The sequence below is a fragment of the Roseivirga echinicomitans genome (assembly GCF_001592935.1).
Lineage (GTDB): Bacteria > Bacteroidota > Bacteroidia > Cytophagales > Cyclobacteriaceae > Roseivirga > Roseivirga echinicomitans.
Map to the genome: position 1 here is coordinate 20,061 of NZ_LRDB01000005.1, position 25,557 is coordinate 45,617.

The window sequence follows — 25,557 nt, forward strand, 5'->3', positions numbered from 1 at the left end:
TTGATTTAATTTTTTCTTTGTAGGGTTATATAATGGGAGTTATTGGGCTGTTCTAAAGTCCCCATTCATATAAAATGTGAATTGACACCCCTGTTTTTCATTTGTTGTTTTTATCTTTTGCTCATGAGCAAACCGTCAATAATTTATGACGGAGACCAAAAACCACAACTATGAACAGAATAAAAACTACTATCAACCATTTTGGCTTGTTGGTTCTGATCGGTTTGGTGTTTTTTGCCTTTGATACTCAAGCGCAGAGAAACCGAAAGAACAGCCCGCCACCCCCGCCTAAGCAAGACCTGCAGGCTAATATTTTTAACGATATACAATGGCGTTCCATTGGGCCCTTTCGTGGAGGTAGGGCATCGGCAGTTACTGGTGTGCCAGGTATGCCTAACCTTTATTACATGGGAGCCACTGGTGGCGGAGTATGGAAAACAGAGAATGGAGGCGAAACTTGGGCGAATATTTCCGATGGCTACTTTGGTGGCTCAATTGGAGCTGTGGCCGTAAGTGATTCCGATCATAAAGTTATTTATGTAGGTCAAGGAGAAGAAACCGTTCGAGGTAATGTGTCTTCTGGGTTTGAAGGTATCTGGAAATCTACAGATGCTGGAAAAACATGGCAGAACATAGGGTTGAAGGATGGAATGCATGTTGGGCGAATTAAAATTCACCCAGAAAATTCTGATATTGTTTGGGTGGCCGTTATGGGTGATCTATTCAAGTCTTCTGAAACCAGAGGTGTGTATAAGACTACTGATGGCGGTAAAAACTGGAAACGTGTTTTATTTACTAATAAGGATGCTGGTGCAGTAGATATCAGTGTTGACCCGAATAATCCTGATTTTATGATGGCTAGTACTTGGAGAGTAAGAAGAACTCCTTACAGCCTAACCTCAGGTGGCGAGGGTTCAGCCATTTTTAAATCAACGGATGGTGGAGAAACCTGGACTAACATTATTGAGAACCAAGGAATGCCAAAAGGTCCTATCGGGATTAGTGGTGTTGCTATATCTCCAGTAGATCCTAGTCGTGTTTATGCTATGATTGAAGCCAATGATGGTGGAGTTTATCGCTCTGATGATTCAGGTGAGACTTGGAGGAAAGTAAACTCAGATAGAGGTTTACGCCAGAGAGCTTGGTATTATACAAGAATTTATGCGGATACTAAGGATGTAGATAAATTGTATGTATTGAACGTAGCATACCATACTTCTACCGATGGAGGAAGAACTTTTAGAGGAAGAAATGCACCTCATGGTGATCACCATGATTTGTGGATTGCCCCAGAGGATAATCAAAGACTTGCCATTGCTGATGATGGTGGAGCACAAGTTTCTTTTAATGGTGGAGATGATTGGTCTACAGATAATAATCAGCCGACTGCTCAATTTTATAGAGTGACTACCGATAATCATTTTCCATACAGAATTTATGGTGCACAGCAAGACAACTCAACGGTAAGAATTAACCACAGATCTTTCGGAGGAACAATTACCGACAATGATTGGGAAGGTACAGCAGGAGGTGAAAGTGCACATTTGGCACCAGATCCGAAAAATCCCGAAATTGTATATGGAGGTAGTTATGGTGGGTTGTTGATCCGTCAAGACCACACCAACGGAATTAGTAGAAACATTAACGCTTGGCCAGATAATCCAATGGGGCATGGTGCTGAAGATTACAAATATCGTTTTCAGTGGAACTTCCCGATTGTATTCTCTCCAAATAACCCCAACAAGCTTTATACGGCATCTAACCACTTGCACGCTACGACCAATGAAGGGCAAAGTTGGGAGTTGATCAGTCCAGATTTGACTAGAGCAGAGCCAGATAAATTAGGTAAATCAGGTGGGCCAATCACTTATGACGATACTTCTGTAGAGTATTACGCTACCATTTTTGCGGTAACGGAATCACCTTATGAAAATGATTTGATTTGGACTGGTTCCGATGATGGCTTGATTCATGTCACCAGAGATGGAGGTAAAAACTGGGAGAATGTAACCTCTCCAGACATGCCGAAATACTTAATGATCAATAGCATCGATGCCGATCCTTTTGTGAAAGGCGGGGCATATGTGGCCGGAACTCAGTATAAACTTGGCGATTATGAGCCTTACTTATACAAAACAAAAGATTACGGTAAAACATGGACAAAGATCACTACAGGTATTCCAAATGATTATTTTACAAGAGTAGTCAGAGCTGATCCTAAACGTGCAGGATTACTTTATGCGGGGACAGAGCGTGGTATGTTTGTTTCGTTTGATGATGGCGCTTCTTGGAAACCTTTCCAGATGAACCTGCCAATTGTTCCTATTACTGATCTTACCATTAAGGACGATAATCTTATTGCCGCTACTCAAGGCAGAGCTTTCTGGATGATCGATGATTTGACTATCATTCATCAGCTTTCTGATGAAGTAGCTTCAAAAGCAGTACACATGTTCAAGCCAATGGACGCTTACAGAATTGCTGCAAGTTTCCGTAGAAGAGGCGGAGCAACAGGTGGTGATAACAGTTTGCTTTCTGGTGAAAACAAACCAGGCGGAGCAGTAATTTATTACAACGTGAAAGAAGCACCAGCCAAAGGCATAAAAGCGACTATGGAAATTTACCGTAACGGTGAAAAAATTGAGACGGCTACGCTTAGACCAGAGGTTGGGTTAAATTCCTACAATTGGAATATGATGTTTGATAATGCTGAGACCTTTGAAGGGAATATCATGTGGTCAGGATCATTGCGTGGCCCAATGGCACCTCCGGGTGAGTATATAGCCAAACTTATTGTTGGTGACGATACTCAAGAGCAAAGCTTCAAACTATTGGCTGATCCTCGCTATGGTTCAACTGATGCTGAATTGGTTAGGCAGTTCGATTTCTTGATTACAGTAAGAGACAAACTGACTGAGACACATCAAGCCATCAAAGACATCAGAGAAGCCAGGTCTCAAGTGAATGACTTATTGTCGAAAATCAAGGGTGAAGATCGTTTCAAGGACGTAGTTGATGCGAGCAAAGTTTTGATGGAGAAAATGACTAAGGTTGAAGAAGCATTGTATCAAACTAAGAACGAGTCAGGACAAGATCCATTGAACTTCCCAATCCGATTGAACAATAAACTCGCAGCCCTGAATGGGGTAGTAGGGAGTGGTCAATATGCCCCAACTGCGCAGGCTGAAACTGTACGTATTGAATTGACCAAGCAAATTGATGCGGAGTTGGCAAAGCTGAGAACGATTATGCAAAATGATCTTCCTGCCTTCAATGAGTTGGTGAAACAGAAGTCTGTTGACGCTATTGTAATTAAAAAGAAGTAAGGAAAATAAGTATACTTCTTTCTGACTTGATTGTCAGGATTAAAAATAAAAGCCCGTTAATTATTAGCGGGCTTTTATTTTTTGGAATAGATGTTTTGCTCAACATAAGATTCTTATTAACAAGGGGCTGATACTGTTCCTGAAACGTTTTTTCTTAATAATAATAATCCCTGTTGATATTTATACAATCTAAAGTTCAAGTTTAAGATTGGTCTTTTTTGTTCGTTTAGATATATATTTAGTAAAAATTACCAATCAAAGCTAAACTGCTTGATTTTGAGTATTTTAAATTAGTAGCTTTATCCTCTGAAATTAACTCATTCTATGAAAACATTATTTAAAAGTCGACTTGTAGCATTCTTGTCGCTCGTATTCGTTCTATCCTCCTGTACAGGCGGTGGAGAAGAAAATCAGAGCGTAGAATTTAAATTGGATTATGATAAATACACGCTAGAAAATGGTTTAGAAGTGGTAGTTCATAAAGATGTTTCTGACCCAAAGGTAGCAGTAGCAGTACTCTATCACGTAGGTTCTAACCGCGAGAAGCCTGGGAAAACTGGTTTTGCACATTTTTTTGAGCACATGCTTTTCCAAAATTCAGAAAACGTAGGGGCTGGAAACTTCATTAAAAACGTAAACGATTTAGGAGGAACCTTTAACGGGGGAACTTGGACTGACGGAACTATATACTATGAAACGGTACCAAGTGATGCGCTGGAACAAATGCTTTGGATGGAATCTGACAGGATGGGTTTCTTCATTAACACCATTTCTGACTGGGGGCTTGAAAATGAAAAGCAAGTAGTTAAAAATGAAAAAAGACAGGGCGTTGACAACAGACCGTATGGTCATAAAGAATATGTGAAGCTTACAAACCTTTACCCTAAAGGTCACCCATATAGCTGGGATGTGATTGGGAGTTTAGAAGATTTGCAGAATGCCACCGTTGCCGATGTGAAAGAATTTTACAATAAATGGTATGGGCCAAACAATGCTACTTTAGTAATTGCTGGCGATGTTGATGAGGCTGAGGTTAAAACTTTGGTCGAAAAATACTTTGGTGAATTTGAGCCAAGAGCAGAAATAGAAACAATAGAACCACAACCTGCTGTTCTTGATCAAACTAAGTTATTTTATCACGAAGATAAATTTGCGAACCTACCAGATTTAGAAATGACATGGCCAACGGTAGAACAATACAATCCTGACTCATGGGCATTGGATATGCTGGGACAAGTATTAACTGACGGAAAGAAATCTGCTTTATACAAAGTAATTGTAGAAGAAAAGAAATTGGCACCTAACGTATTTGCCTATAACTCCTCAGCTGAAATTGCTGGAACATTTGCAATAGGGTCTAGAGCTTTTGATGGTGTAAATCTAAACGACTTGAGAGCTGCCATTTTTGAAGGCTTGCAAAGATTTGAATCAGAAGGTTTTTCTGATGCTGATTTAGCAAGAATCAAAATAGGTCAAGAAACGGGGTTCTATAATGGAATGTCCAGTGTATTTGGTAAAGCATCGTCTTTGGCGCAATACAATACTTTTGCTGGAGACCCGGGGTTCATTGTTGAAGATTTAAAGAAATCTCAAAACGTGACTCGTGAGGACATCATGCGAGTGTATAATAAGTACATTAAAGGCCAAAATTACTTGGCCACCAGCTTTGTGCCAGTAGGACAGATTGAATTGGTTTTGGAAGGTTCAGAAAAAGCTTCAGTAGTAGAAGAAGCCATCGTTCAAGGAGCTGAAAAGAACCCTTATGACCAAGGGGTGACATTCGAGAAAACAGCCTCAAGAATTGATCGTAGCGTAGCACCTCCATTAAAAGGTACACTTAGCTTTGATCCTCCTGCGATTAACAATGATCAATTGGCCAACGGAATGAAAGTATTCCACATTTACCAAGATGAGTTGCCAATGGTTCAGTTCAGCCTTAGAATTAAAGGTGGAATGTTCTTAGATGATCCTAGCAAAATAGGAACTGCAGCTTTGCTAGATAACATGCTGATGGAAGGGACAGCCAACAAAACTCCTCTAGAATTACAAGAAGCCATTGGTCAACTTGGGGCTAGAATCAGTGTTTTTGCTTCTAAAGAGTATATTACAATTAGTGGAAACTCTTTAGCGAAAAACTATGATAAGGTGTTGGATTTAGTTGAGGAAATCCTCTTCCAACCTAGATGGGATGAAGGAGAGTTTGATAGAGTGAAAAAGTCAGCTTTGAACTCAATTCAGCAGAGTGCAGTAAACCCTAATGCCATTGCCTCTAATGTTTTCAATAAGGTGCTTTATGGTAAGGGCCATATTTTCGCTTATCCAACTTCTGGAACTACAGAAACGGTGAACAACATAACCTTAGATGACTTGAAAGACTATTATAACAAGAACTTCTCTCCATCATTGGCTTCTTTCCATTTTGTGGGTGCATTGGATGAGCCAACCGTAATGGCTTCTCTAAAGAGATTCGATAAATGGGAAGCGAAAGATGTGGTATTCCCGGAATATGAAATCAAAACAGCCGATGAAGGTTCTAGAATCTATTTTGTTGATTACCCAGACGCTAAACAGTCGGTGCTTAGCATTGGATCAATCAGCATGAATGGTGATAACGAAGATTTCGCTGCAGCTGAAGTAGCGAATTATCGTTTAGGATCTGGTTCAGGCTCTATGCTATTCAAGCAATTGAGACTTGAAAAAGGATATACTTACGGTGCTTATTCTGGCTTTAGCCGAAATATGAATGGTGCTCCGTTTACTGCTTCTTCAAGCGTTAGAAGTAATGTAACAAGAGAATCAGTTGACCTTTTCAAACAGATTTTAGATAACTACGGAAAAGATTTCTCTCCAGAAGATATGGCAAACACCAGGACTTCAATTTTGAGAAGCAATACGCAGTCTTACGAAACCCTTGGAGGTTTGGTAGGTATTCTTCAAAACATCTCTACTTATAACCTTCCAATGGACTACATTAAGAAGGATGAAGCGAAACTGAAATCGATGACTTCTGAAGATGCACGACAGATTATTGGTGAATACATGAACCCTGATGAACTCATCTATGTAGTTGTGGGGGATGGAAAAACACAGTTGAATCTTCTGAACAATACAGGTTTAGGAAAGCCAATTGTAGTAAATCCAAAAGATGAAAAATTAGAAATTAAGAAGAAATAAGCTTCTTATAACTTGATAAAAAAGGGCTCCTAAATTGATTTTGGGAGCCCTTTTTGTTGTAGTAATTTCAATAACCAAAAATGATTTACTTCTCCTTCTCGCAAATAACATTTGATAATTGCCTAAGAACATAGAACTTCGAACCGAAATATGAAATACTATATCATAGCAGGAGAGGCCTCGGGCGATATGCATGCTGCCAACTTAATGAAGCAGCTAAAAATGCGCGATTCCGATGCTTTTTTCAGGGTTTGGGGTGGAGATAAAATGCAGGCCGAAGCCAATGAAATGGTGCGCCATTTTAAGGATTCTTCCTTTATGGGAATTTTCAATGTGCTTTGGAACATCAGAAGCATCAAGAAAAACTTCACCCTTTGCGAAAATGATATTATGGCTTTTAAGCCAGATGTGTTGATTTTGATTGATAATTCGGGTTTTAACTTACGTATTGCCAAGTACGTTCGACTATCAAAACTCCCGACTAGGATTTACTATTACATTCTGCCACAGGCTTGGGCGTGGAAACAAAAACGTGTACACACCATTCACCAATGGTGCCACAGAGTTTTTGCCATACTTCCTTTCGAAAAGGACTTTTATAGATCATATGGCTACGATGTAGACTATGTAGGTCACCCAATTTTGGATGCTCTAGCGCAGCGAAAACCAAGTTTGATAGGTTCGGAAGCACTAAGGAAGGAATTTAGTCTTTCAGAAAAACCCATCATAGCGCTTCTGCCCGGTAGCAGAAAACAAGAGATAAAAACAAAGCTGCCTACCATGCTTAAGGTAGTCAAGCATTTTCCAGAATACCAGTTCGTAATTGCGGGATCCGAAACGATCGATTTGAGTTTTTACAAAAAGTATATGGATACTGATGTGAAAATCATTTTTGACCGCACCTATGACATCTTAAATAACGCTACTGGCGCTTTGGTGACTTCTGGAACTGCCACATTGGAAACGGCTTTATTCCGTGTGCCGCAAGTGGTATGCTACAAGCCCGGTTATGTTACTTATCACCTGCTCAAGCGAATTGTAAAGATCAAGTTTATCTGTATGGTCAATTTGATTTTAGATCGAATGGCAGTGGAGGAATTAATTGAAGATGATCTCAACGAAAAGCGCTTGGTCAAAGAACTGAACCTGATTTTAGAAGGGGAGAAGCGGGCTCAAATGTTGAATGACTATGATGAACTGGAAGTCAAAATGGGTGGCCCAGGCGCTTCAGCTCGAACTGCTGAATTGATGTGGGAGGATATGACTGAAGTCAATTGATTAGGGCTTTCTGCAATTAATTTATCCAGAGAATAACAGAATTCACTTACCTATCATGTAACCCTTTCCCTTCAAATATCATTGGCGTACATTTCTCTATTCTTGCCTCACGGGTTTTGGATTGCTTGGGTTGAGAAAAATGGAGTAGGTATCCTCTCTGTCGGCCTGGAGTTAAGGTTTCAAATGCAGTTTTTAGATCGGGGTGTTCGTCCAACGCCTTTTTAAACTCTTCTGACATATTAAATTCTGAAGTCTTCTTTAACTCAACTTTCAATCCCGCTTTTTCTACTTCGATCGCCTCATAGATAAAGGCCTTTAAGATTGGCTCCATTTCCATGACTTGCTTAACATCAGTAAACTTTATCAAACGAGCGGCTTGGGTGTTTTCTCCGGGTTTGTCTAAAATGCCATTCGTATCTTCAAGCAATGCCCCTTTGAAAAAACTAAGCGAAGCATATTCTTTAAATGCACTTACAACCCCAATGTTGTTGCCCTGAAATGTATAGCAGGGAACTCCCCATTTCGATTCTTCCGTTAAGCCACAGTCGAGAACAATCCTTCTCAATTGCTTTAATTCTTGCGGCCAACGATTGACTTTACAGTCGGGAGTGCCACCTAGTGGGCAGCGTCCACAACCCTCGGTAAAATATAAATCGACATCGGTGGTCATATTTTTCATCTATTCAATCATTGGAATTTACCGGTCATTTAAGCCCTTTCCTTCGAATATCATTGGCGTACATTTCTCTATTCTTGCCTCGCGGGTTTTTGATTGCTTGGGCTGAAAAAAATGGAGTAGATATCCTCTTTGTCTCCCTGGTGTTAAGGCGTCAAAGGCAGTTTTCAAGTCAGGGTTTTCATATAATGCCTTTTCAAACTCCTCGGGCATATTAAACTCAGCTGTCTTTTTTAGTTCCACTTTGATTCCAGCTTTTTCTACTTCGATGGCTTCATAGATATAGGTTTTCAAGACAGTTTCCATTTCTGTTATTTCTTGAATATTGGTGAAACGAATCTGACGGGCGGACTGCACGTTCTCCGTTTGTTGAATGAGAATGTTGTCAGTGTCCTTTAGTAACACACCTTTGTGAAATAAATAGGCACAGTACTCTTTAAATCCATGAATCAAAACAATATTCGTTCCCTTAAAGGTGTAACAAGGGCACCCCCACTTCAACTCTTCCGTCAGGCCGCAATCGAGTACAATGGTTCTCAAATGCTTATACTCCGCCTGCCACTTAGTGTCTTTCTCAAAAAACCAATCCACTTTAGGGTTCATACTTTAAAAATAGTGATTTTAAGAAAAATACTTCTTTCAATTACCGGCTTTATTATGATTTGAATCCCTTCTCATCAAAGGTAAAAACCGGCCTTTAGGCAAGCTTTCCTTTTGGGCATAAGTGACAAAGCCTTGGTTTGCATAAAATGCTTCGGCATTCGGGTCGGCTTCTACTATGATTGGTTTGTTGCTGACCACTACTTTTTTAATACAGAAGGAGAGGAGCAGTTTACCAAAGCCATGACCAATATGTGCTGGTGCGATCCAAAGGTTTGTGACATCATAAGCCTCATTTAATTCCTGAATGGCACAAAAACCAATAATTTTTTCTTCCAATACCAGTTTGTAAATGTGCTGTATTTCAAATTCAATCTTAGTGAGTAGCAGATCCTCTTTCCATAACTCCATCAACTCGTCAGGATAGCCCCAATGTTGTTTGGAATGAAAAGAAATGCGATTGAGTGTGTCAATATCTTCGATTTGGGCTTTAAATATGTGAGCAGAGTTCATGCTACTAGTTAAGACTTAACTTCAAGTAAACATCTTTGTCCTCTAACTCAAGAGATGAAATTTGGACTATCAATCCATCTTTACTTGGGAAGGCAAACTCTATGTCGAAGGGCAATTGATAATACCGTTTATCCATCTTTGGTCCAATCACGATTAGTGTGTTTTGTAGCAATTTTGAGTTATTATTTTCTAATTCATTTAATATTTCTCCATCGGAGTAATTGTCATAGATGGGATTTAGATGTCTGGAAAATCGGTAAACAAAATTACTATAAGGGTTGAATAATGTTTTGTAGTAATTAGGGTATTTCAACTGCATAATAAGGCTATTCAGCCCTCTGTTATCAATGGGTTTCTTGAGTCCCTCTAAATGATTAAGTCCAGTCATTCCGGTACTTATTTTTCCAAAGCTCCTTGAATTAATATTGAAAAATTCAATAGAATCAGAGTGATAGTTATTGATTAAGAGTAAGCTGTCAAAAGCTCTAATGATCTGACCACCTAAAAATGATGTTGGGAGAATTCTGTTCTCATACTTTCTTGGGTAACCAGACCACACCCTAAATTCATTACTCTTCAGATTAAGTGTGTGGGTAACATATGTGTTGCTAGTGAATTGGAGATTGTTGGGATTCGAGTGGGGAACAGTGTTGATATAAAGGATAGAATTAAGTAACTCTCCGCCCTGTTGTTGTTCATTTGCATCAAAACTCATTGTCGCCTCGGACTCATATTCATAAACCTGTGTCAGTTCTGAGTTTCGATTATATAGGAAGGCTTTATTCAAAGATGTTGGAAATACAAAAACGGAATCTGAATTATGCCAGTAGAAACTGGGTGAGTTGGTTTTAAATCCGTTTGGCCCATATTGGGGTATGTTGATAACATCTCTATAATCAAAAGTGTAGTTATCAATTATAAGGAGTTGTAAGCCCTCCCCATTTGTCGCTGATATAATTAAGTAAGAAGTGTCATTTAATACTTTTGTTTGCCATTTAGGCATCAGGGAATAGGTGAATTCCTCACTCTTATTAACAAATAATGTGTCTATGTCAGTTATTTCGCGAAAATTAATTTTCCCAGCTTTGTTTGAATCCTGACAGCCACATAGGATGATTATTAAAGTAAAGGATAAGAATAGGTTTTTATAATTCATCAGTAATCAATACTATATAAGAGTTCGTCACTTTCTTTCGTGTACTTTTCATGGTACTGTCTTTCCAGTCCGATTTTCTGTAACAAATGTTGAGAAGTGCTGTTTTTAGAGCCTGTAATGGCTAAAATGGTGTTAAAGCCCAGTTGAGTATTTCCATAATGAAGCATAGCTTTGGCTGCTTCAGAAATATATCCATAGCCTTCAAATTTTGGCAAAATAGCATAGCCAATATCAGGATGATCTAGATAATCACGCTGTAAAAAGCCACAAAGACCAATAGGAGAGTTGTCGACCTTAAGCACAACTTTGTATAGTCCAAAACCATGGTCATTGTAACTTTTTATCAATGCATTCTTAATGTAGTTTTCAGCATCCGTAAGAGACTCAATCCCACGATCGCCAATAAACTCAATCCAATTGGGGCTGTTCAGCAATGTGAAAATGAATACTTGGTCATCAAGGGTGCTTTTTTCTAAGCGTAAGCGTTCGGTTTCTAAAACAATCATGGTTGCAGCAATGTCGTTTTAAGATAACGGATATATTTCTAAAAATGATTGTTGAAATGTCTCTTTAGCTATTCTTTGTTCTCTTTTCAAACCTGTTAAAATTTAAAATACCATTGAACGTCCGTTAATGAATTGGAGATGTTAAATGGTTAAAGTAGTTTTCGATATGAATAAGAACCTGTCGAAGTTGTGTTGGATGATTTGCTTGATTGCATTTGCAACACCCACCTTTGGGCAGATGGGGGAATCAATTGAAGCCGAGACCATGATTGAATGGAGTGAGTCGCGGCCATTGGAATGGAAAGACTACACCTACAGACGCATCAGGCTAAAGGGGAGTATGGCTTTGACCATGGTCAAGCATTCCGTAAAAGGGTACTTAAGAAACGGGTTACCAGAGTTTGAGATCAAAGTGCTTTTTAGAAGGCCCAATTCATGGACATCGGACACCACGAGTTTGGATTTACTAGGGCATGAGCAGTTGCATTTTGATATTGCTGAATTGTACAGAAGAAAAATAGAGCAAGAAATTATCAAACTTCAGAAGAAAAAGGAGAGGAAGGCCGCTGTGTATAGAGAAGAGATAAAGCGTGTTTTGGCTGAATTTAATGTCTACTCAAGAAGGTATGATCGAGAAAGCGACCATGGGAAGAGTAGACCCGAACAAGCAAGATGGAAGAAAGAAGTAGAGATGGGGCTAAAAGAGCTTCATTCTAATTAAGATAATAACATATTAAATTATGTAAATATGTTTAATTTTTATTTTATACTATTTTCACTACAGACCACTTTGAACGATAGGCGAAAAGCGAGGCGATAATATAACCAGAGAAGATATCCCAAACACCCCACCATGCCGCAATAAGGGCCATCGGTCCATTTCCGTCAAAGAAATTAAAGATGAGTACAAGTGCAAGGCCTCCATTTTGAATTCCAGTCTCAATAGAAATCGTTCTGCAATCCTGTTCGTTATTTTTGAAGAGTTTACCTGTGAAATAACCAAGCGCCAAGGCCATTAGATTATGTAGCAATACCAATGCCACCACATAATGAATGTAGTTTTTAAAGACATCCAGATTATCGATTGTGGCCACCACGATAAAAGCGATTAGAATAAGGAAAGAAATCACCTTGATAGGCTTTTCTATTATACTGGCGAATTTTGGTATTTTACTACTCACTACTAATCCTAAGAGTAGGGGGAATACCAAAATCAGAAAAACCGTTTTAAACATGTCGGTAAAACTCAATCCAATGCTTTGAATTATTTCTGACGTTTCTGGCGATAAGCTGCCCCAAAAACTAAAGTTGAAAGGAGTGGCAAAGGCAGCAACTACCGTAGCGATTGCCGTGAGCGTAACCGAAAGTGCCACATTCCCTTTGCCCACCATAGAATAGAAATTAGAGACATTTCCGCCAGGGCAGGCTGCTACTAAGATCATTCCTAGAGCTAAGCCCGGATGAGGTTTTATCAGAAAAATCAGTAAAAATGTAAAAGCTGGGAGCAGAAGAAACTGGCTGGTTAGGCCAGTGAAAACGGCTTTCTTGTTGTTGATCAGGCTGATGAAATTGTCCTTTTTAAGATTAAGGGCAACGCCAAACATGATAAACCCCAGACAAAAATTAAGCAAACCAACGCTATCACTGGTGAAATTGATCCTGACTTGTTCGAGTGTAGACATTCGTCAAATCTAAAGAAGAACCCGATCATAACAAATTTGACTTTTGTGCTTAATAATCTTGGTTTCTACTTTACTTATAAAGAAGAATTCGCCAATTTCGCATCAAATTTAAATGATATGTTGATCTACGGTTTCGTATTGCTCCTTTTTGTATTTGCTATTCTAGCACCAAAACTTTTGCCTAACAAAAAAGTAAGCAACCATAAAAAAGATTGGGAGGTTTAAAGAAAACCTCTTTCTCTACTTTACTTCCTCTCTACCATCTGCGTGCAAGGCAAAGCGCCCTCTACTTTTTTCATGGGTATGGTCGTGTTTAGGCCAAGGCCAGCCACCAAACTGAGTGTTTTGGTATTCATTCATGGCCTGCTGAATTTCCGCATTATCATTCATTACAAACGGGCCGTATTGTGCCACAAGTTCACCAATCGGTTTCCCTTGCAACATTAATAACTTCGATTCTCCGCTGCCATTTTTAAGTGTTGTTGCTTTAGTGGCGTCCACTTTAATCACATTTCCTTTTTTCACGGTGCTTCCGTCTATTTCCATGTCCTCACCAGCATAGAAATACAAACTCCTATTTACTCCTGCCGAAGCAGTCGGTAATTGCCATTCCGCATTTGGTGACAATACCATTGTCCAAATAGCAACTTCGTTTTCGGGATTGGCTGCCCAAGAATCTGGAGCAGGAGCGGGGGACGTAGAATCTCCAACCTTACCATTGATGACATTTACTTTTGTTCGGTTTCCTTGCTCATCTGTATGCGTGAAAACAGGAATATCTTCATGCCAAAGCATAGCGAAATGCGGTTTAACCATTTTATTGGCTTTGGGTAAGTTCAACCATATTTGAAAAAGCACTAAAGGATTGTCCTCAGCTTCATTGAGCAATGGAAACATTTCAGCATGCTGAACGCCTTTGCCAGCCGTCATCCATTGCACATCACCATTGCCGAATCTACCTGCGGCACCTAACGAATCGGAATGGTCTACCAAGCCTTTTTCTGCAATGGTAACAGTTTCAAACCCACGATGCGGGTGTGCAGGAAAACCTGGTACGGTTTGTCCGTGGTACATACTCCAACCGTCTTTCCCTGCAAAGTCAGAACCTAAGTTTCGGCCCGAAAGCGAAGCTGTGGGGCCCATTTGACCGTTCCCTTTAGGGTAATTGTCATGGTGAAAGGCACAAAAGAGAAATGGATCACTCGTTTGCCATGGAAAAGAAAGGGGCTGTATTGATAAAATTGAATTGTTCATAATTTTATATTTGAATGTACCAACATATAAATAATTCGGATGGTTTCCTTTTTTCGTTTTTGAAATTAAATTCGAGGTGAATGGAGTCAATATACATTGATATCCATGTCTTAAATGATTACAATTGTTATCTTCGCGCCAAATTATAATCGAATGGACAAGTTAGTTGGGTTTATAAGAACGTTAAGTTATCTCACTTTTTTGGCCGCCCTTATCTGGGCTTATGCGTCTTTGGCGGGGCAAGTATCTTATAAGTTCGATGGTGACGGTACCGCGATGGAGATTGTGGATAAGAATACTTTCTTTTTCGCCAGTGTAATTATCTTTTTAGTAGCCAACATCATTTGTGTGTCCTTTCTTAAAGTACTCAAGAAAATCAAGTCTTCTGAAGAAGGGGCTGGGATTCGAAATAAGGGATTAAAGTCAGATGTGATTACTTGGGTAAAGGGTTTTGCTGGAATTCTGAATATCATGTTTACCACTATCGTATTCTTCATCGGTTATATGAATATGAATGAATTGAAGCTCGATGTCTTGAGTGTTTATATTTATATCGGACCAGTTTTATTGATCTTTTGGTTTTTCTACCTAGTGAAAATACTTTCGGTACGCAGGGCCTAAAACAAAAAACTAACAGTCGTATTTCTCTCTTTCATTGACTTTCAATTTGTTAAGCCTTTTTAAGGTTTTTATTGGGAAAAGTCAATAGTGACTTTTTAGTTTTTATATTTTAACTTCCGCCTTAATTTGTGCGGAACAGCACGAAATTTCTACTTGAATCTTATTGGAGTTTTTGAATGGCGAATGAAGTAGCAAACTACACCGAGGATAGTATTCGGTCCCTCGATTGGAAAGAACATATCAGACTTAGACCAGGAATGTACATCGGTAAATTGGGTGACGGTACGGCCCAAGACGATGGTATTTACGTCCTCGTAAAGGAAGTAATGGACAACAGTATTGACGAACACATGATGGGCTTTGGTAAGACCATCGATGTGAAAGTCTCTGAACTTAAGGTAGAAGTTCGCGATTACGGTCGTGGAATTCCTTTGGGTAAAGTGGTCGATTGCGTTTCTAAGATTAACACAGGAGGTAAATACGACAGCGGAGCTTTCCAAAAGTCTGTAGGACTAAACGGAGTAGGTACCAAGGCGGTGAACGCACTTTCTAGCTTTTTTAAGGTGCAGTCTTACCGCGAAGGCCGAACCAAAGTAGCTGAATTTGAAAGGGGTGAAATCAGAAATGATGAAGCAGAAGCGGCCAGCAGTGGCCGTAACGGAACGCTTATTGTTTTCAGACCCGATGATACCATTTTCAAGAATTACCATTTCATTCCCGAATATCTTGACGACCTGATGTGGAACTACAGTTTCCTGAATGCAGGTCTCACCATTAATTTCAATGGAACAAAATATCATTCTGAAAAAGGTCTTTATGACCTTTTGCTTAGGAAAACCAATGCAGATACTTTAAGGTACCCAATCATTCACTTAAAGGGCGAGGATATTGAAATTGCCATGTCGCACAGTAATCAGTATGGTGAGGATTACTATTCGTTTGTGAATGGGCAGTACACCACTCAAGGCGGAACGCATCAAGCTGCATTTAGAGAAGCTGTTGTGAAAACGATTAGAGAGTTCTACAATAAGAATTTTGAAGCCACTGATGTTCGTGCTTCGATTGTGGGAGCCATTGCCGTAAGGGTACAAGAGCCAGTTTTCGAATCTCAAACGAAAACTAAACTGGGTTCGCAAAATGTAGCGCCTGATGGGCCAACCATGCGAACCTTCGTAAACGACTTTGTTAAAAAGGCACTTGATGATTACTTACATAAGGATTCAGAAACTGCCAATCTACTTTTAAAACGAATCCTTCAGTCGGAACGTGAAAGAAAAGAGATTGCGGGTATTAAGAAATTGGCCAACGAAAGGGCGAAGAAAGCCAATCTTCACAATAAGAAATTAAGAGACTGCCGTATTCATTTAGACGACAAAAAAGGTGATGATGACTTGAGAAATGCCTCAACGCTTTTTATTACCGAAGGAGACTCTGCCAGTGGTTCGATTACTAAATCGAGAAATGTACAAACCCAGGCTGTTTTTAGTTTGAGAGGGAAGCCTTTGAACTGCTATGGTTATTCTAAAAAGGTGGTGTATGAAAACGAAGAGTTTAACCTGCTTCAGCATGCCCTAAATATTGAAGATGGATTGGAAGGCTTGCGCTACGACAAAATCGTAATTGCTACGGATGCCGATGTAGACGGAATGCACATTCGTCTACTCCTCTTGACTTACTTCCTTCAATTTTTCCCTGATCTGGTAAGAAGAGGCCATGTCTATATTCTTGAAACGCCATTGTTTAGGGTTCGAAATAAAAAAGAAACGATCTATTGCTATAGCGAGGAAGAAAAGCAAACGGCTGTGGCCAAACTTGGCAACAAACCTGAGATTACACGATTCAAAGGTTTGGGTGAAATTTCCCCAGAAGAATTCAAAGGCTTTATCAATGCTCAAATGCGTTTAGAGCCTATCATTCTGAGAAAAGATACCAGTATTGAAGAATTACTGAAATTCTACATGGGAAAAAACACACCAGACCGCCAAAACTTCATCATTGACCGACTAAAAGTAGAAAAAGACTTGGTTGCCGAAACGACAGGATAATATGTCTAGATCAGGATTAACAGAATTATAAAATGGCTGAATGGAGAAGGATGAGCTTACATATGCAGTTATCGGTTGCGCTATGAAAGTTCATAACACTTTAGGTCCTGGCTTTCAAGAAGTCATTTATCAACGATGTTTGGCCATTGAATTGGAAAGGGCAGGTATTGGCTATAAAAGAGAACAAGAGCAGGTAGTTTTTTATGATGGAATTGAAGTGGGGCTTCGCAGAGCAGATTTTATTGTGGAGGACCAAGTGGTGGTTGAACTGAAAGCTTTGGTGAGACTAGAAGATGCTCATTTGGCACAAGCAAAGAATTACACTGTGGCTTATGATTTTCCTAAAGGACTACTGATAAACTTTGGCGGTAAGAGCCTTGAATACAAATTATTGTTTAACCCAAAATACCAAGATCAGAAATAGCTTTTGGGTAGCTACGAATCTTGAGAATTCTCAGATTCTGAATAATTCTGATCAAAGATGAATATGACTGAGGATACTGAAGAATTGAACAACGGAGAGGATAGAGGGCTACAGGAAGTAAGGCCAGTTTCTGGTATGTACGAAGACTGGTTTCTCGATTATGCTTCGTATGTAATTTTAGAAAGAGCTGTTCCGGCTATTGAGGATGGTTATAAGCCTGTGCAACGCAGGATTCTCCATGCAATGAAGGAAATGGACGATGGCCGTTTCAATAAAGTGGCCAACGTAATCGGACAAACCATGCAGTATCACCCGCATGGTGATGCTTCTATTGGTGATGCTATTGTAAATATAGGTCAGAAGGATTTACTAATTGAAACTCAAGGAAACTGGGGTGATATCCGTACAGGAGATAGTGCAGCCGCGGCCAGGTATATTGAGGCCAGGCTCTCAAAATTTGCCTTAGAGGTAGTTTTCAATCCTCAAACCACCAATTGGCAACTTTCTTATGACGGTCGTAAAAAGGAACCGGTTACATTGCCTGTTAAGTTTCCGATGCTACTTGCCCAAGGGGTAGAAGGAATCGCAGTAGGCCTTTCAACCAAAATCCTGCCGCACAACTTTATTGAGCTGATTCAAGCGACTATTAAGGTATTGCAAGGTAAAAGCGTAAAGCTCTATCCTGATTTCCCTACCGGTGGTATGGCTGATTTTTCAGAGTACAATGACGGTTTAAGAGGCGGCAAAATTAAGGTTCGCGCCAAAATTCATGAAGAAGACAAAAAGAGCCTAATCATCAAGGATATCCCTTTCGGAACGACCACGACAAGCGTGATTGACTCAATTATCAAAGCCAACGATAAAGGGAAAATCAAGATTAAAAAGGTGGTGGACAACACTGCCGAAGATGTAGAAATTTACATCGAATTGGCCCCAGGTCAGTCGCCAAATATTACCATTGATGCACTTTACGCTTTTACCGATTGCGAAGTCAGTATTTCTCCCAATTGCTGCGTAATTATTCAAGACAAACCGCATTTTATTGGGGTAACGCAAGTACTTCAAACCTGTACGAGCCAAACCGTAGATTTATTAAAGCGCGAACTTGAAATCAGGAAAAGTGAACTGCTCGAAAAGCTTCTTTTCTCTTCTTTAGAGAAGATTTTCATTGAAAATAGAATCTATCGCGATATAGAAGAATGTGAAACGTGGGAGGATGTAATTGCTACAATCGATAGGGGTTTAGATCCATTTAAACCAGAGTTCTATCGTGAGATTACTGAAGAAGACATTGTAAGGTTAACTGAAATTAAGATCAAGAGAATTTCTCGATTCGATGCTTTCAAAGCGGATGAATTGATGAAACGTCTTCAAGATGAATTGGCAGAGGTTGAACACAATTTGGCCAACTTAGTAGAATATGCCATTTCTTATCACGAGAAGCTACTTGAAAGATTTGGAAAAGGAAGAGAACGTAAAACAGAAATTAAGTCTTTTGAGAGTATTGCGGCCACTGTAGTGGCGGCCAACAATGCCAAACTTTATGTTAACCGAGAAGAAGGATTTATTGGTTACGGCATGAAGAAGGATGAGTTTGTTTGCGATTGCTCAGATATTGATGATGTCATCGTATTCCGCAAGGATGGAAAATTCCAAGTGGTTCGAATTTCGGATAAGATTTTTGTGGGGAAAGATATTCTCCATGTGGGCGTCTTCAATAAGAATGACGAACGCATGGTGTACAATATGATTTATCTGGATGGGAAAACTGGCCGCAGCATGGTCAAGCGTTTTCAGGTTTTAGGCGTCACCCGCGACAAGGAATATGACCTTACCAAAGGTGAACGTGGCTCTAAAGTGATCTATTTCACTGCCAACCCGAATGGGGAAGCTGAATTGGTGACCATTTATTTAACCTCAGGTTGCAAAGCCAGGGTAAAAGTATTCGATTTTGACTTTGCGGAAGTGGAGATTAAGGGAAGAGGCGCAGGAGGAAATATCGCTACCAGGTATCCTGTGCGTAAAATTCAGCTCAAGATGGAAGGTAAATCTACTTTGGGCGGTGTAGATATTTGGTATGACGATTCAATCGGAAGAATTAATCGTGATGAGCGCGGTGTATACTTAGGTAACTTCCAAAGCGAAGATAAGATTTTGGTGATTTACGATTCTGGCGAATATGAATTGAGCTCTTTCGAGTTGACCAATCGTTATGAAGCAGGTAAAATCATGCTGATTGAGAAGCTTGATCCAAAAGGCATTATTTCTGCCATACATTACGATCCAGACTCACAGTATTCATTGGTGAAAAGGTTCCAAATTGAGACCAGCACCATGGACAAGAAGTTTGGCTTTATCAGTGAAGACAAAGGAGCGAAACTCATGTTGGTTACCACTGTGCCTCAACCACAGGTTGAAGTAGCATATACAACCAAAGGATCTAAGGAGCGTCAAACTATGACGGTTGATCTCGATATGGTTATCGATGTTAAAGGCTGGAAGGCCATGGGAAATAAAATTTCTCAGCATTCAGTGAAAAAGGTGACTTTGCTGAATAGTAAGGATAAGTCGAAACCAGACAAGGCAGAAGTTAAAGCACCAATAGAGACTCCTGAGGAAAGTGCTGCTCCAAAGTCAGAAGAACAAAAAGAGATGAAAACTGAAACTCCAAAGCCAACACCGCCAAAGCCCGAAGAGACTAAGGATGATAAACCTAAAGGTAAAGAGGGGGGCGGTTTTAATGTAGGGGAAACCATAGACTTGTTCTAAAGAATAAGGGTAATGTATTGAACAACTGTTTCTTACCTGAGGCCATGTCTAATAAGGCCAAAGGTTGAAGGATATTGTTTGTTCGAATTAAAAGCTACCAGTAAAGGCTGGTAGCTTTTGTTTTTAATTACTTTTGCGTCCTAATTCAAAAAGAGCTTTGCAGGCAGAACTCATAAAAATTCTTGAAGAATTCGTAACCGACAATAAGGTTAACCTTATCAATAAGGTGCTTTCGGAACGAACGAGGCATTTAACAGTGGTATTAGAGGATGTATATCATTCTCATAACGCCAGTGCGGTACTCAGGACATGCGATTGCTTTGGGGTACAAGATTTACATATCAGCCAAAAGCTGCATGACTACCACATTAATCCAAATATTGTCCGAGGTGCATCCAATTGGGTCACATTACATAAATACGATAGGGGAGAACAAAGTAGCTCGCACTGCTTGAATGATTTAAGAGAAAAAAAATATCGACTAGTCGGTACAACCCCAGATCAGAATTCTACATCTATACATGAGTTAGATATAACTGAAAAAACAGCCATCATTTTTGGAACTGAATTGGAGGGGATTTCTGACAACACTAAAAACGAAGTAGACGAATTGGTTCATATCCCAATGTATGGCTTCACCGAATCATTTAACATGTCTGTAAGCGCGGCTATGGTTTTACAAGATTTAGTAAGAAGACTTCGTCAAAGCGATGTAGAATGGCGATTGACAGAACAAGAAAAGAACGACCTTAAATTCGAGTGGTACCAACGGATAGTGAAAAGATCAGATCTTCATATTAAAAACTATATGAAGGAACAATCTATTCAGAATAAAGGTTGACAACGGAATATGAATAGGTCAGTATACTTTTTAGAATGATTATCGTTTAGCACTCATAACCTCAGAAAACAAGAGTTTGAAATCAAAACACATTTTTACACTGGTGCTTCTATTTGCCACAAGTTTGGTATTCGCGCAGCAAACCATAATTAGAGGTAAAGTAACGGATGCCGAATCTGGTGATCCTGTGCCATTTGCTACTGTGGTAATTCAGGGTAGTATGGTGGGGATTGCCACCGACTTTGATGGTAACTATGAGCTGAAAGGGCAGGCGGAATCAGATACGGTACTTTTTTCCTATGTGGGATACGAAACCCGAAAGAAATTCTACGAGAAGGGAATTACACAAGTAATCAATGTTCAATTGCAGCCTAAGGCTACTAGTTTGGCTGACTTTGTGGTGTTATCCGATAGGGCTGAAAACCCAGCTTTCGCAATTATGCGTAGTGTGATTGATAACAAAAATAAGAACGACAAACGGAGACTTGATGCTTACGAATACGATTCTTACAACAAGATAGAAATTGATATAGATAATATTACCGAAGAATTCCGGAAGAAGAAGTACATGCAAAAAGTGACTTCTGTACTGGATAGTATTGATATAATAGCAGGAGAAGACGGTAAGCCTATTCTTCCACTTTTCATTTCAGAATCCCTATCAAAATTTTATTTCAGGTCTAACCCAAGGCTTCAGAAAGAGCAAATCATTAAAACCAAAATCACTGGAATTGGAATTGAAGATGGTTCGCTTATTTCTCAAGTGATTGGCTCTTCGTTTCAGGAGTATAATTTCTATCAAAATAGGATGAACATAGTAGAAAAGGAGTTTGCTTCTCCTATAGGGGATGGGTGGCGTTTGGTATACAATTATGAGCTAATGGATAGTGTGGATGTAGATGGCGAATTTTGTTATGTGCTAGATTTTAAACCAAAGAACAATCAGGAATTGGCCTTCGTAGGTACTATGTGGATTGCCAAGGAGGATTTTGGCCTTAAGCGAATGGATGCCACTATGCAGCCCAACGCTAACCTGAATTTTATAGAGAAAATTAAAATACAGCAAGAACTTGAGCGCATGGAAGGTGGGGCATGGCTACCTGTAAAATCAAGAATTTTAATCGATGTATCAGAAATTACAAAGAAATCTGCTGGCTTTTTAGCCAAGTTCTACTCTTCCAATAAAAACCTTACACTGACAGCGCCTAAACCAAATAAGTTCTTTGAACGGACAATCGAATTGGAAGAAGATGCTCAGGTTTATGATGATCAGTTTTGGGTTGAAAATCGACATGACTCGCTCACAACAACAGAGATTAGTGTAATTGCAATGATTGACTCTTTGAAGGAAATTCCAATAGTCAAAACATGGACAGAGTTGCTCAAAACATTTGCTAGAGGCTATGTAGAAGTTGGACAGCTGGATTTAGGGCCTTGGCCTGTGTTAATTTCCTCAAACGATGTTGAAGGGTTTAGAACCCGAATTGGTGGAAGAACCAATGAACACTTTAGTCTGAAATGGCAGTTTAATGGCTATTTAGCTTACGGTTTTAAAGACAGGAATTTCAAATACGGCTTGGGAGCTACTCACTTTATTTCGAGAAAGAAATGGACAACTATTTCGGCCAACTATAGAAATGATATAGACCAATTGGGTTTACAATCTGATGGAATTACTGATTTTGACAATGCAAATGCCTTTGTGGCCTTGAGCCAATTAGGGAATCTTATCCGTCCTTTTGCCTACGAAAGCATTCAGGTAGATCTGACCAGTCAATTATCCAAACCGTTTTCATTCAGTTTAAGGTTAAAGAATCAAGACTTCACCCCACTATATGACGGTTTTAGTTATTACACAGAACCAAGTGATATTAACTCCCCAACAGGTACCGAATTCACAACAACTGAGGCTACATTAAAGTTGAAGTATGCCAAAGACGAGACCTTTATCATTAATGATAATAGCAGAATCAGTTTAGGGACTTTGCGTTGGCCAACATTTATTTTGGGATATACCCATGGTTTTAAAGGGCCTTTGGGTGGAGATTTTGATTACAATAAAATTGACTTTGGAATATCTCAGCGATTGAAAATGGGTTTATGGGGAATTTCACATTATCAGATTACCGCCAGCCGTGTTTTTGACGATGTGCCTTATCCTTTGTTAACAGCTCATATTGGTAACGAACAACCTGTTTATGCCAGTTTTGCATTCAATACAATGAATTTCTACGAGTTTGTGAGTCAGCAGTATGTATCGATGCGCTATCAGCATTTCTTCGAAGGTTTTATTCTGAACAGAATTCCGCTCTTGAAAAAGTTAAAATGGAGATTGGTGGCCAGTGGAAATGTGCTTTATGGTGACATCAGTGAGAGCACCTTGGCAGCACAACCTACTGTGGATTTCTTAAGCCTCGATCCGAATAAACCGTATTCAGAGGTGGGGTTTGGAGTCGAAAATATCTTTAAATTCTTTAGAGTTGATTTTTTCCAGCGACTCACTTACCTCGATAATCCAGACATAAAGAAAAGACAACTAAAGGTGAGTTTTAACCTTTCGCTTTAAACAGAACCTTTCAGGCTCTTATACTGAGAATTGATTAAGATTTGCCGCTTTTCACAAAGGATTAACCTAAATAATATTGCATATTTGCGATTCGAAAGAATCATGAATCAAATCCAAATGGTTTGTAGCATTTGGTGAAATAAATTATGAGTGCAGAAAGTATAAAAATCACCCTTCCAGACGGAACAGTAAAAGAATTTGCAAAAGGAAGTTCAGCAATGGACGTTGCCTTGAGCATTAGTGAAGGCCTAGCCAGAAATGTATTGGCGGCCGAAGTAAACGGTGAACTAAGAGATGCCAATAGACCTATAGAAGCCGATGCGGCTCTTAAGCTATTGACCTGGACCAATGATGAAGGAAAGGCTACTTTTTGGCATTCGTCTGCTCACTTAATGGCAGAAGCGCTTGAAGCGCTTTATCCAGGTACGAAGTTCGGAATCGGGCCATCAATTGAGCATGGTTTTTATTACGATGTTGATTTTGGTGAAAATCAAGAGTTCGACCATTCTCATTTAGAAAAAATTGAGGCCAAAATGTTAGAGTTGGCCCGTCAAAAGAACGAATACAAAAGATCAGAAGTAAGTAAGACAGATGCCATAGCTTACTTTAAGGAGAAAGATGATGAGTATAAACTAGACCTTTTAGAAGGTTTAGAAGACGGTTCTATTACATTTTATCAGCAAGGAAACTTCACTGATTTATGTCGTGGGCCACACATCCCCAATACCGGCTTTATTAAGGCCGCCAAAGTATTGAGCATTGCCGGAGCTTATTGGAGAGGTGATGAGAATAACAAACAGCTTACTCGTCTTTATGGAATTACCTTTCCTAAGCAAAAGGAATTAACGGAATACCTTCACATGTTGGAGGAAGCGAAAAAACGTGACCATAGAAAGCTTGGTCAGGAATTGGAGTTATTTACTTTTTCGCAAAAAGTAGGAATGGGGCTGCCGCTTTGGTTGCCAAAAGGAGCTAAGCTTCGCGAAAGGTTAGAAACTTTTATGCGTAAGGCTCAGGTAAAAGCGGGTTACGACCCTGTAATTACTCCTCATATTGGCCATAAAAATCTATATGTGACTTCTGGTCACTACGAGAAATACGGGGCGGATTCATTCCAAGCCATAAAAACGCCTAATGAAGGAGAGGAGTTCTTGTTAAAACCAATGAACTGTCCTCACCATTGTGAGATATATAAATCAAAACCACGCTCATACAAAGAGCTTCCAGTACGCTTGGCCGAATTCGGAACAGTGTATCGTTATGAACAAAGTGGTGAGTTGCATGGTTTGACCCGTGTAAGAGGTTTTACGCAAGACGATGCCCATATTTTCTGTACCGAAGATCAGGTAAAAGAAGAGTTTATTAAGGTGATTGATTTGGTGCTTTATGTTTTTGAATCACTCGGTTTTGAAAACTTTACGGCTCAAATTTCATTAAGAGACCCTGAGAATAAGCAGAAATATATTGGAACCGATGAGGCTTGGCATAAAGCAGAGTCGGCCATTATTGAAGCTGCAGCAGAGAAAAACCTGACCACTGTAACGGAATTGGGTGAAGCGGCATTTTATGGTCCTAAGCTTGATTTCATGGTGAAAGATGCTTTGGGTAGAAAGTGGCAATTGGGAACAATTCAGGTAGATTATAACCTTCCTGAGCGTTTCGAACTAGAGTATACAGGTGCTGACAACCAAAAGCACAGGCCAGTGATGATTCACAGGGCGCCTTTTGGTTCTTTAGAAAGATTTGTAGCGGTATTGATTGAGCATTGTGCTGGAGAATTCCCACTTTGGTTAACGCCAGATCAAGTAGCAATTCTGCCAATCTCTGAAAAATATGCTGATTACGCTCAGGAATTGTATAAAATGCTTCAGGCTGAAGATATCACAGGTTTTGTAGATCACCGAGATGAAAAGATTGGAAGAAAAATCCGTGATGCTGAAGTGAAAAAGATACCTTTGATGCTAATCGTTGGCGAAAAGGAAAGAGATAATAATGAAGTGGCTGTTAGAAGACACGGCCAAGGAGATGTAGGTACTATGAGCATAGAATCGTTTGTTGATTTTTTTGCTAAAGAGAAAGCCAAATCCCTAAATATTCAATAATTTTATCTGCTTGATATCGGAGTA

General features: G+C 39.6%; 18 protein-coding genes. 11 read left to right on the plus strand and 7 right to left on the minus strand.

Going from position 1 to position 25,557, the window contains the following annotated elements; translation table 11 throughout:
- The first annotated feature begins 170 nt into the window (after positions 1-170).
- The 3 genes from AWN68_RS07100 (at position 171) to lpxB (ending at position 7,778) form a co-directional block, all read left to right on the plus strand.
- Positions 171-3,326 carry a WD40/YVTN/BNR-like repeat-containing protein gene (locus AWN68_RS07100; RefSeq protein WP_068413323.1) on the plus strand — a complete coding sequence of 1,052 codons (3,156 nt, stop codon included), beginning with the start codon at positions 171-173 and terminating at the stop codon, positions 3,324-3,326.
- Between the two features lie 324 nt (positions 3,327-3,650).
- Positions 3,651-6,500, plus strand: coding sequence for a M16 family metallopeptidase (locus tag AWN68_RS07105; RefSeq protein WP_068413325.1), 2,850 nt, complete (start codon positions 3,651-3,653; stop codon positions 6,498-6,500).
- A gap of 150 nt (positions 6,501-6,650) precedes the next feature.
- On the plus strand, positions 6,651-7,778 hold the full coding sequence (gene lpxB / locus AWN68_RS07110; RefSeq protein ID WP_068413328.1) for a lipid-A-disaccharide synthase: 1,128 nt from the start codon (positions 6,651-6,653) through the stop codon (positions 7,776-7,778).
- A gap of 46 nt (positions 7,779-7,824) precedes the next feature.
- Here the strand turns inward: lpxB and AWN68_RS07115 are convergent, their stop codons facing one another.
- The 5 genes from AWN68_RS07115 to AWN68_RS07135 form a co-directional block, all read right to left on the minus strand.
- Positions 7,825-8,448, minus strand: a complete 624-nt coding sequence (locus AWN68_RS07115; RefSeq protein WP_172796046.1) for a YdeI/OmpD-associated family protein — start codon at positions 8,446-8,448, stop codon at positions 7,825-7,827.
- Positions 8,449-8,475: 27 nt separating this feature from the next.
- Positions 8,476-9,057 carry a YdeI/OmpD-associated family protein gene (locus AWN68_RS07120; RefSeq protein ID WP_068413332.1) on the minus strand — a complete coding sequence of 194 codons (582 nt, stop codon included), beginning with the start codon at positions 9,055-9,057 and terminating at the stop codon, positions 8,476-8,478.
- Positions 9,058-9,093: 36 nt separating this feature from the next.
- On the minus strand, positions 9,094-9,567 hold the full coding sequence (locus AWN68_RS07125; RefSeq protein WP_068413335.1) for a GNAT family N-acetyltransferase: 474 nt from the start codon (positions 9,565-9,567) through the stop codon (positions 9,094-9,096).
- A gap of 4 nt (positions 9,568-9,571) precedes the next feature.
- Positions 9,572-10,570: a hypothetical protein gene (locus AWN68_RS07130; protein WP_157716118.1), complete on the minus strand. Its 999-nt coding sequence runs from the start codon at positions 10,568-10,570 to the stop codon at positions 9,572-9,574.
- 152 nt (positions 10,571-10,722) lie between these two features.
- Positions 10,723-11,229 (minus strand): GNAT family N-acetyltransferase, encoded by a 507-nt coding sequence (locus AWN68_RS07135; protein WP_068413342.1) that lies wholly within the window; start codon positions 11,227-11,229, stop codon positions 10,723-10,725.
- Positions 11,230-11,395: 166 nt separating this feature from the next.
- Between AWN68_RS07135 and AWN68_RS07140 the strand changes: the two genes are divergently transcribed.
- Positions 11,396-11,950 carry a DUF922 domain-containing protein gene (locus tag AWN68_RS07140; RefSeq protein WP_157716119.1) on the plus strand — a complete coding sequence of 185 codons (555 nt, stop codon included), beginning with the start codon at positions 11,396-11,398 and terminating at the stop codon, positions 11,948-11,950.
- 43 nt (positions 11,951-11,993) lie between these two features.
- Here AWN68_RS07140 and AWN68_RS07145 read toward each other — a convergent pair whose 3' ends face one another.
- Together AWN68_RS07145 and AWN68_RS07155 are read right to left on the minus strand one after the other, a co-directional pair.
- Positions 11,994-12,911: a bile acid:sodium symporter family protein gene (locus tag AWN68_RS07145; RefSeq protein ID WP_068413348.1), complete on the minus strand. Its 918-nt coding sequence runs from the start codon at positions 12,909-12,911 to the stop codon at positions 11,994-11,996.
- Between the two features lie 240 nt (positions 12,912-13,151).
- Positions 13,152-14,168: a pirin family protein gene (locus AWN68_RS07155; protein WP_221405712.1), complete on the minus strand. Its 1,017-nt coding sequence runs from the start codon at positions 14,166-14,168 to the stop codon at positions 13,152-13,154.
- A gap of 150 nt (positions 14,169-14,318) precedes the next feature.
- On the opposite strand from AWN68_RS07155, the gene AWN68_RS07160 reads away from it, so the two are divergent.
- The 7 genes from AWN68_RS07160 (at position 14,319) to thrS (ending at position 25,533) form a co-directional block, all read left to right on the plus strand.
- The gene (locus AWN68_RS07160; protein ID WP_157716120.1) at positions 14,319-14,786 is read left to right on the plus strand and encodes a hypothetical protein; all 468 of its coding nucleotides are present in this window, start codon (positions 14,319-14,321) and stop codon (positions 14,784-14,786) included.
- A 176-nt stretch (positions 14,787-14,962) separates the two neighbouring features.
- Positions 14,963-16,831, plus strand: a complete 1,869-nt coding sequence (locus tag AWN68_RS07165) for a DNA topoisomerase IV subunit B (protein WP_068413356.1) — start codon at positions 14,963-14,965, stop codon at positions 16,829-16,831.
- 40 nt (positions 16,832-16,871) lie between these two features.
- Positions 16,872-17,255: a GxxExxY protein gene (locus AWN68_RS07170; protein WP_068413359.1), complete on the plus strand. Its 384-nt coding sequence runs from the start codon at positions 16,872-16,874 to the stop codon at positions 17,253-17,255.
- Positions 17,256-17,318: 63 nt separating this feature from the next.
- Complete coding sequence (locus AWN68_RS07175; RefSeq protein ID WP_068413422.1) at positions 17,319-20,024, plus strand: DNA gyrase/topoisomerase IV subunit A; 2,706 nt, start codon at positions 17,319-17,321, stop codon at positions 20,022-20,024.
- Between the two features lie 157 nt (positions 20,025-20,181).
- Positions 20,182-20,865 carry a TrmH family RNA methyltransferase gene (locus tag AWN68_RS07180; protein WP_068413363.1) on the plus strand — a complete coding sequence of 228 codons (684 nt, stop codon included), beginning with the start codon at positions 20,182-20,184 and terminating at the stop codon, positions 20,863-20,865.
- A gap of 76 nt (positions 20,866-20,941) precedes the next feature.
- Complete coding sequence (locus tag AWN68_RS07185; protein WP_245657980.1) at positions 20,942-23,431, plus strand: DUF5686 and carboxypeptidase-like regulatory domain-containing protein; 2,490 nt, start codon at positions 20,942-20,944, stop codon at positions 23,429-23,431.
- A gap of 146 nt (positions 23,432-23,577) precedes the next feature.
- Entirely contained in the window at positions 23,578-25,533 is a 1,956-nt protein-coding gene (thrS, locus tag AWN68_RS07190; protein WP_068413369.1) for a threonine--tRNA ligase, read from the plus strand.
- Positions 25,534-25,557 lie beyond the last annotated feature (24 nt).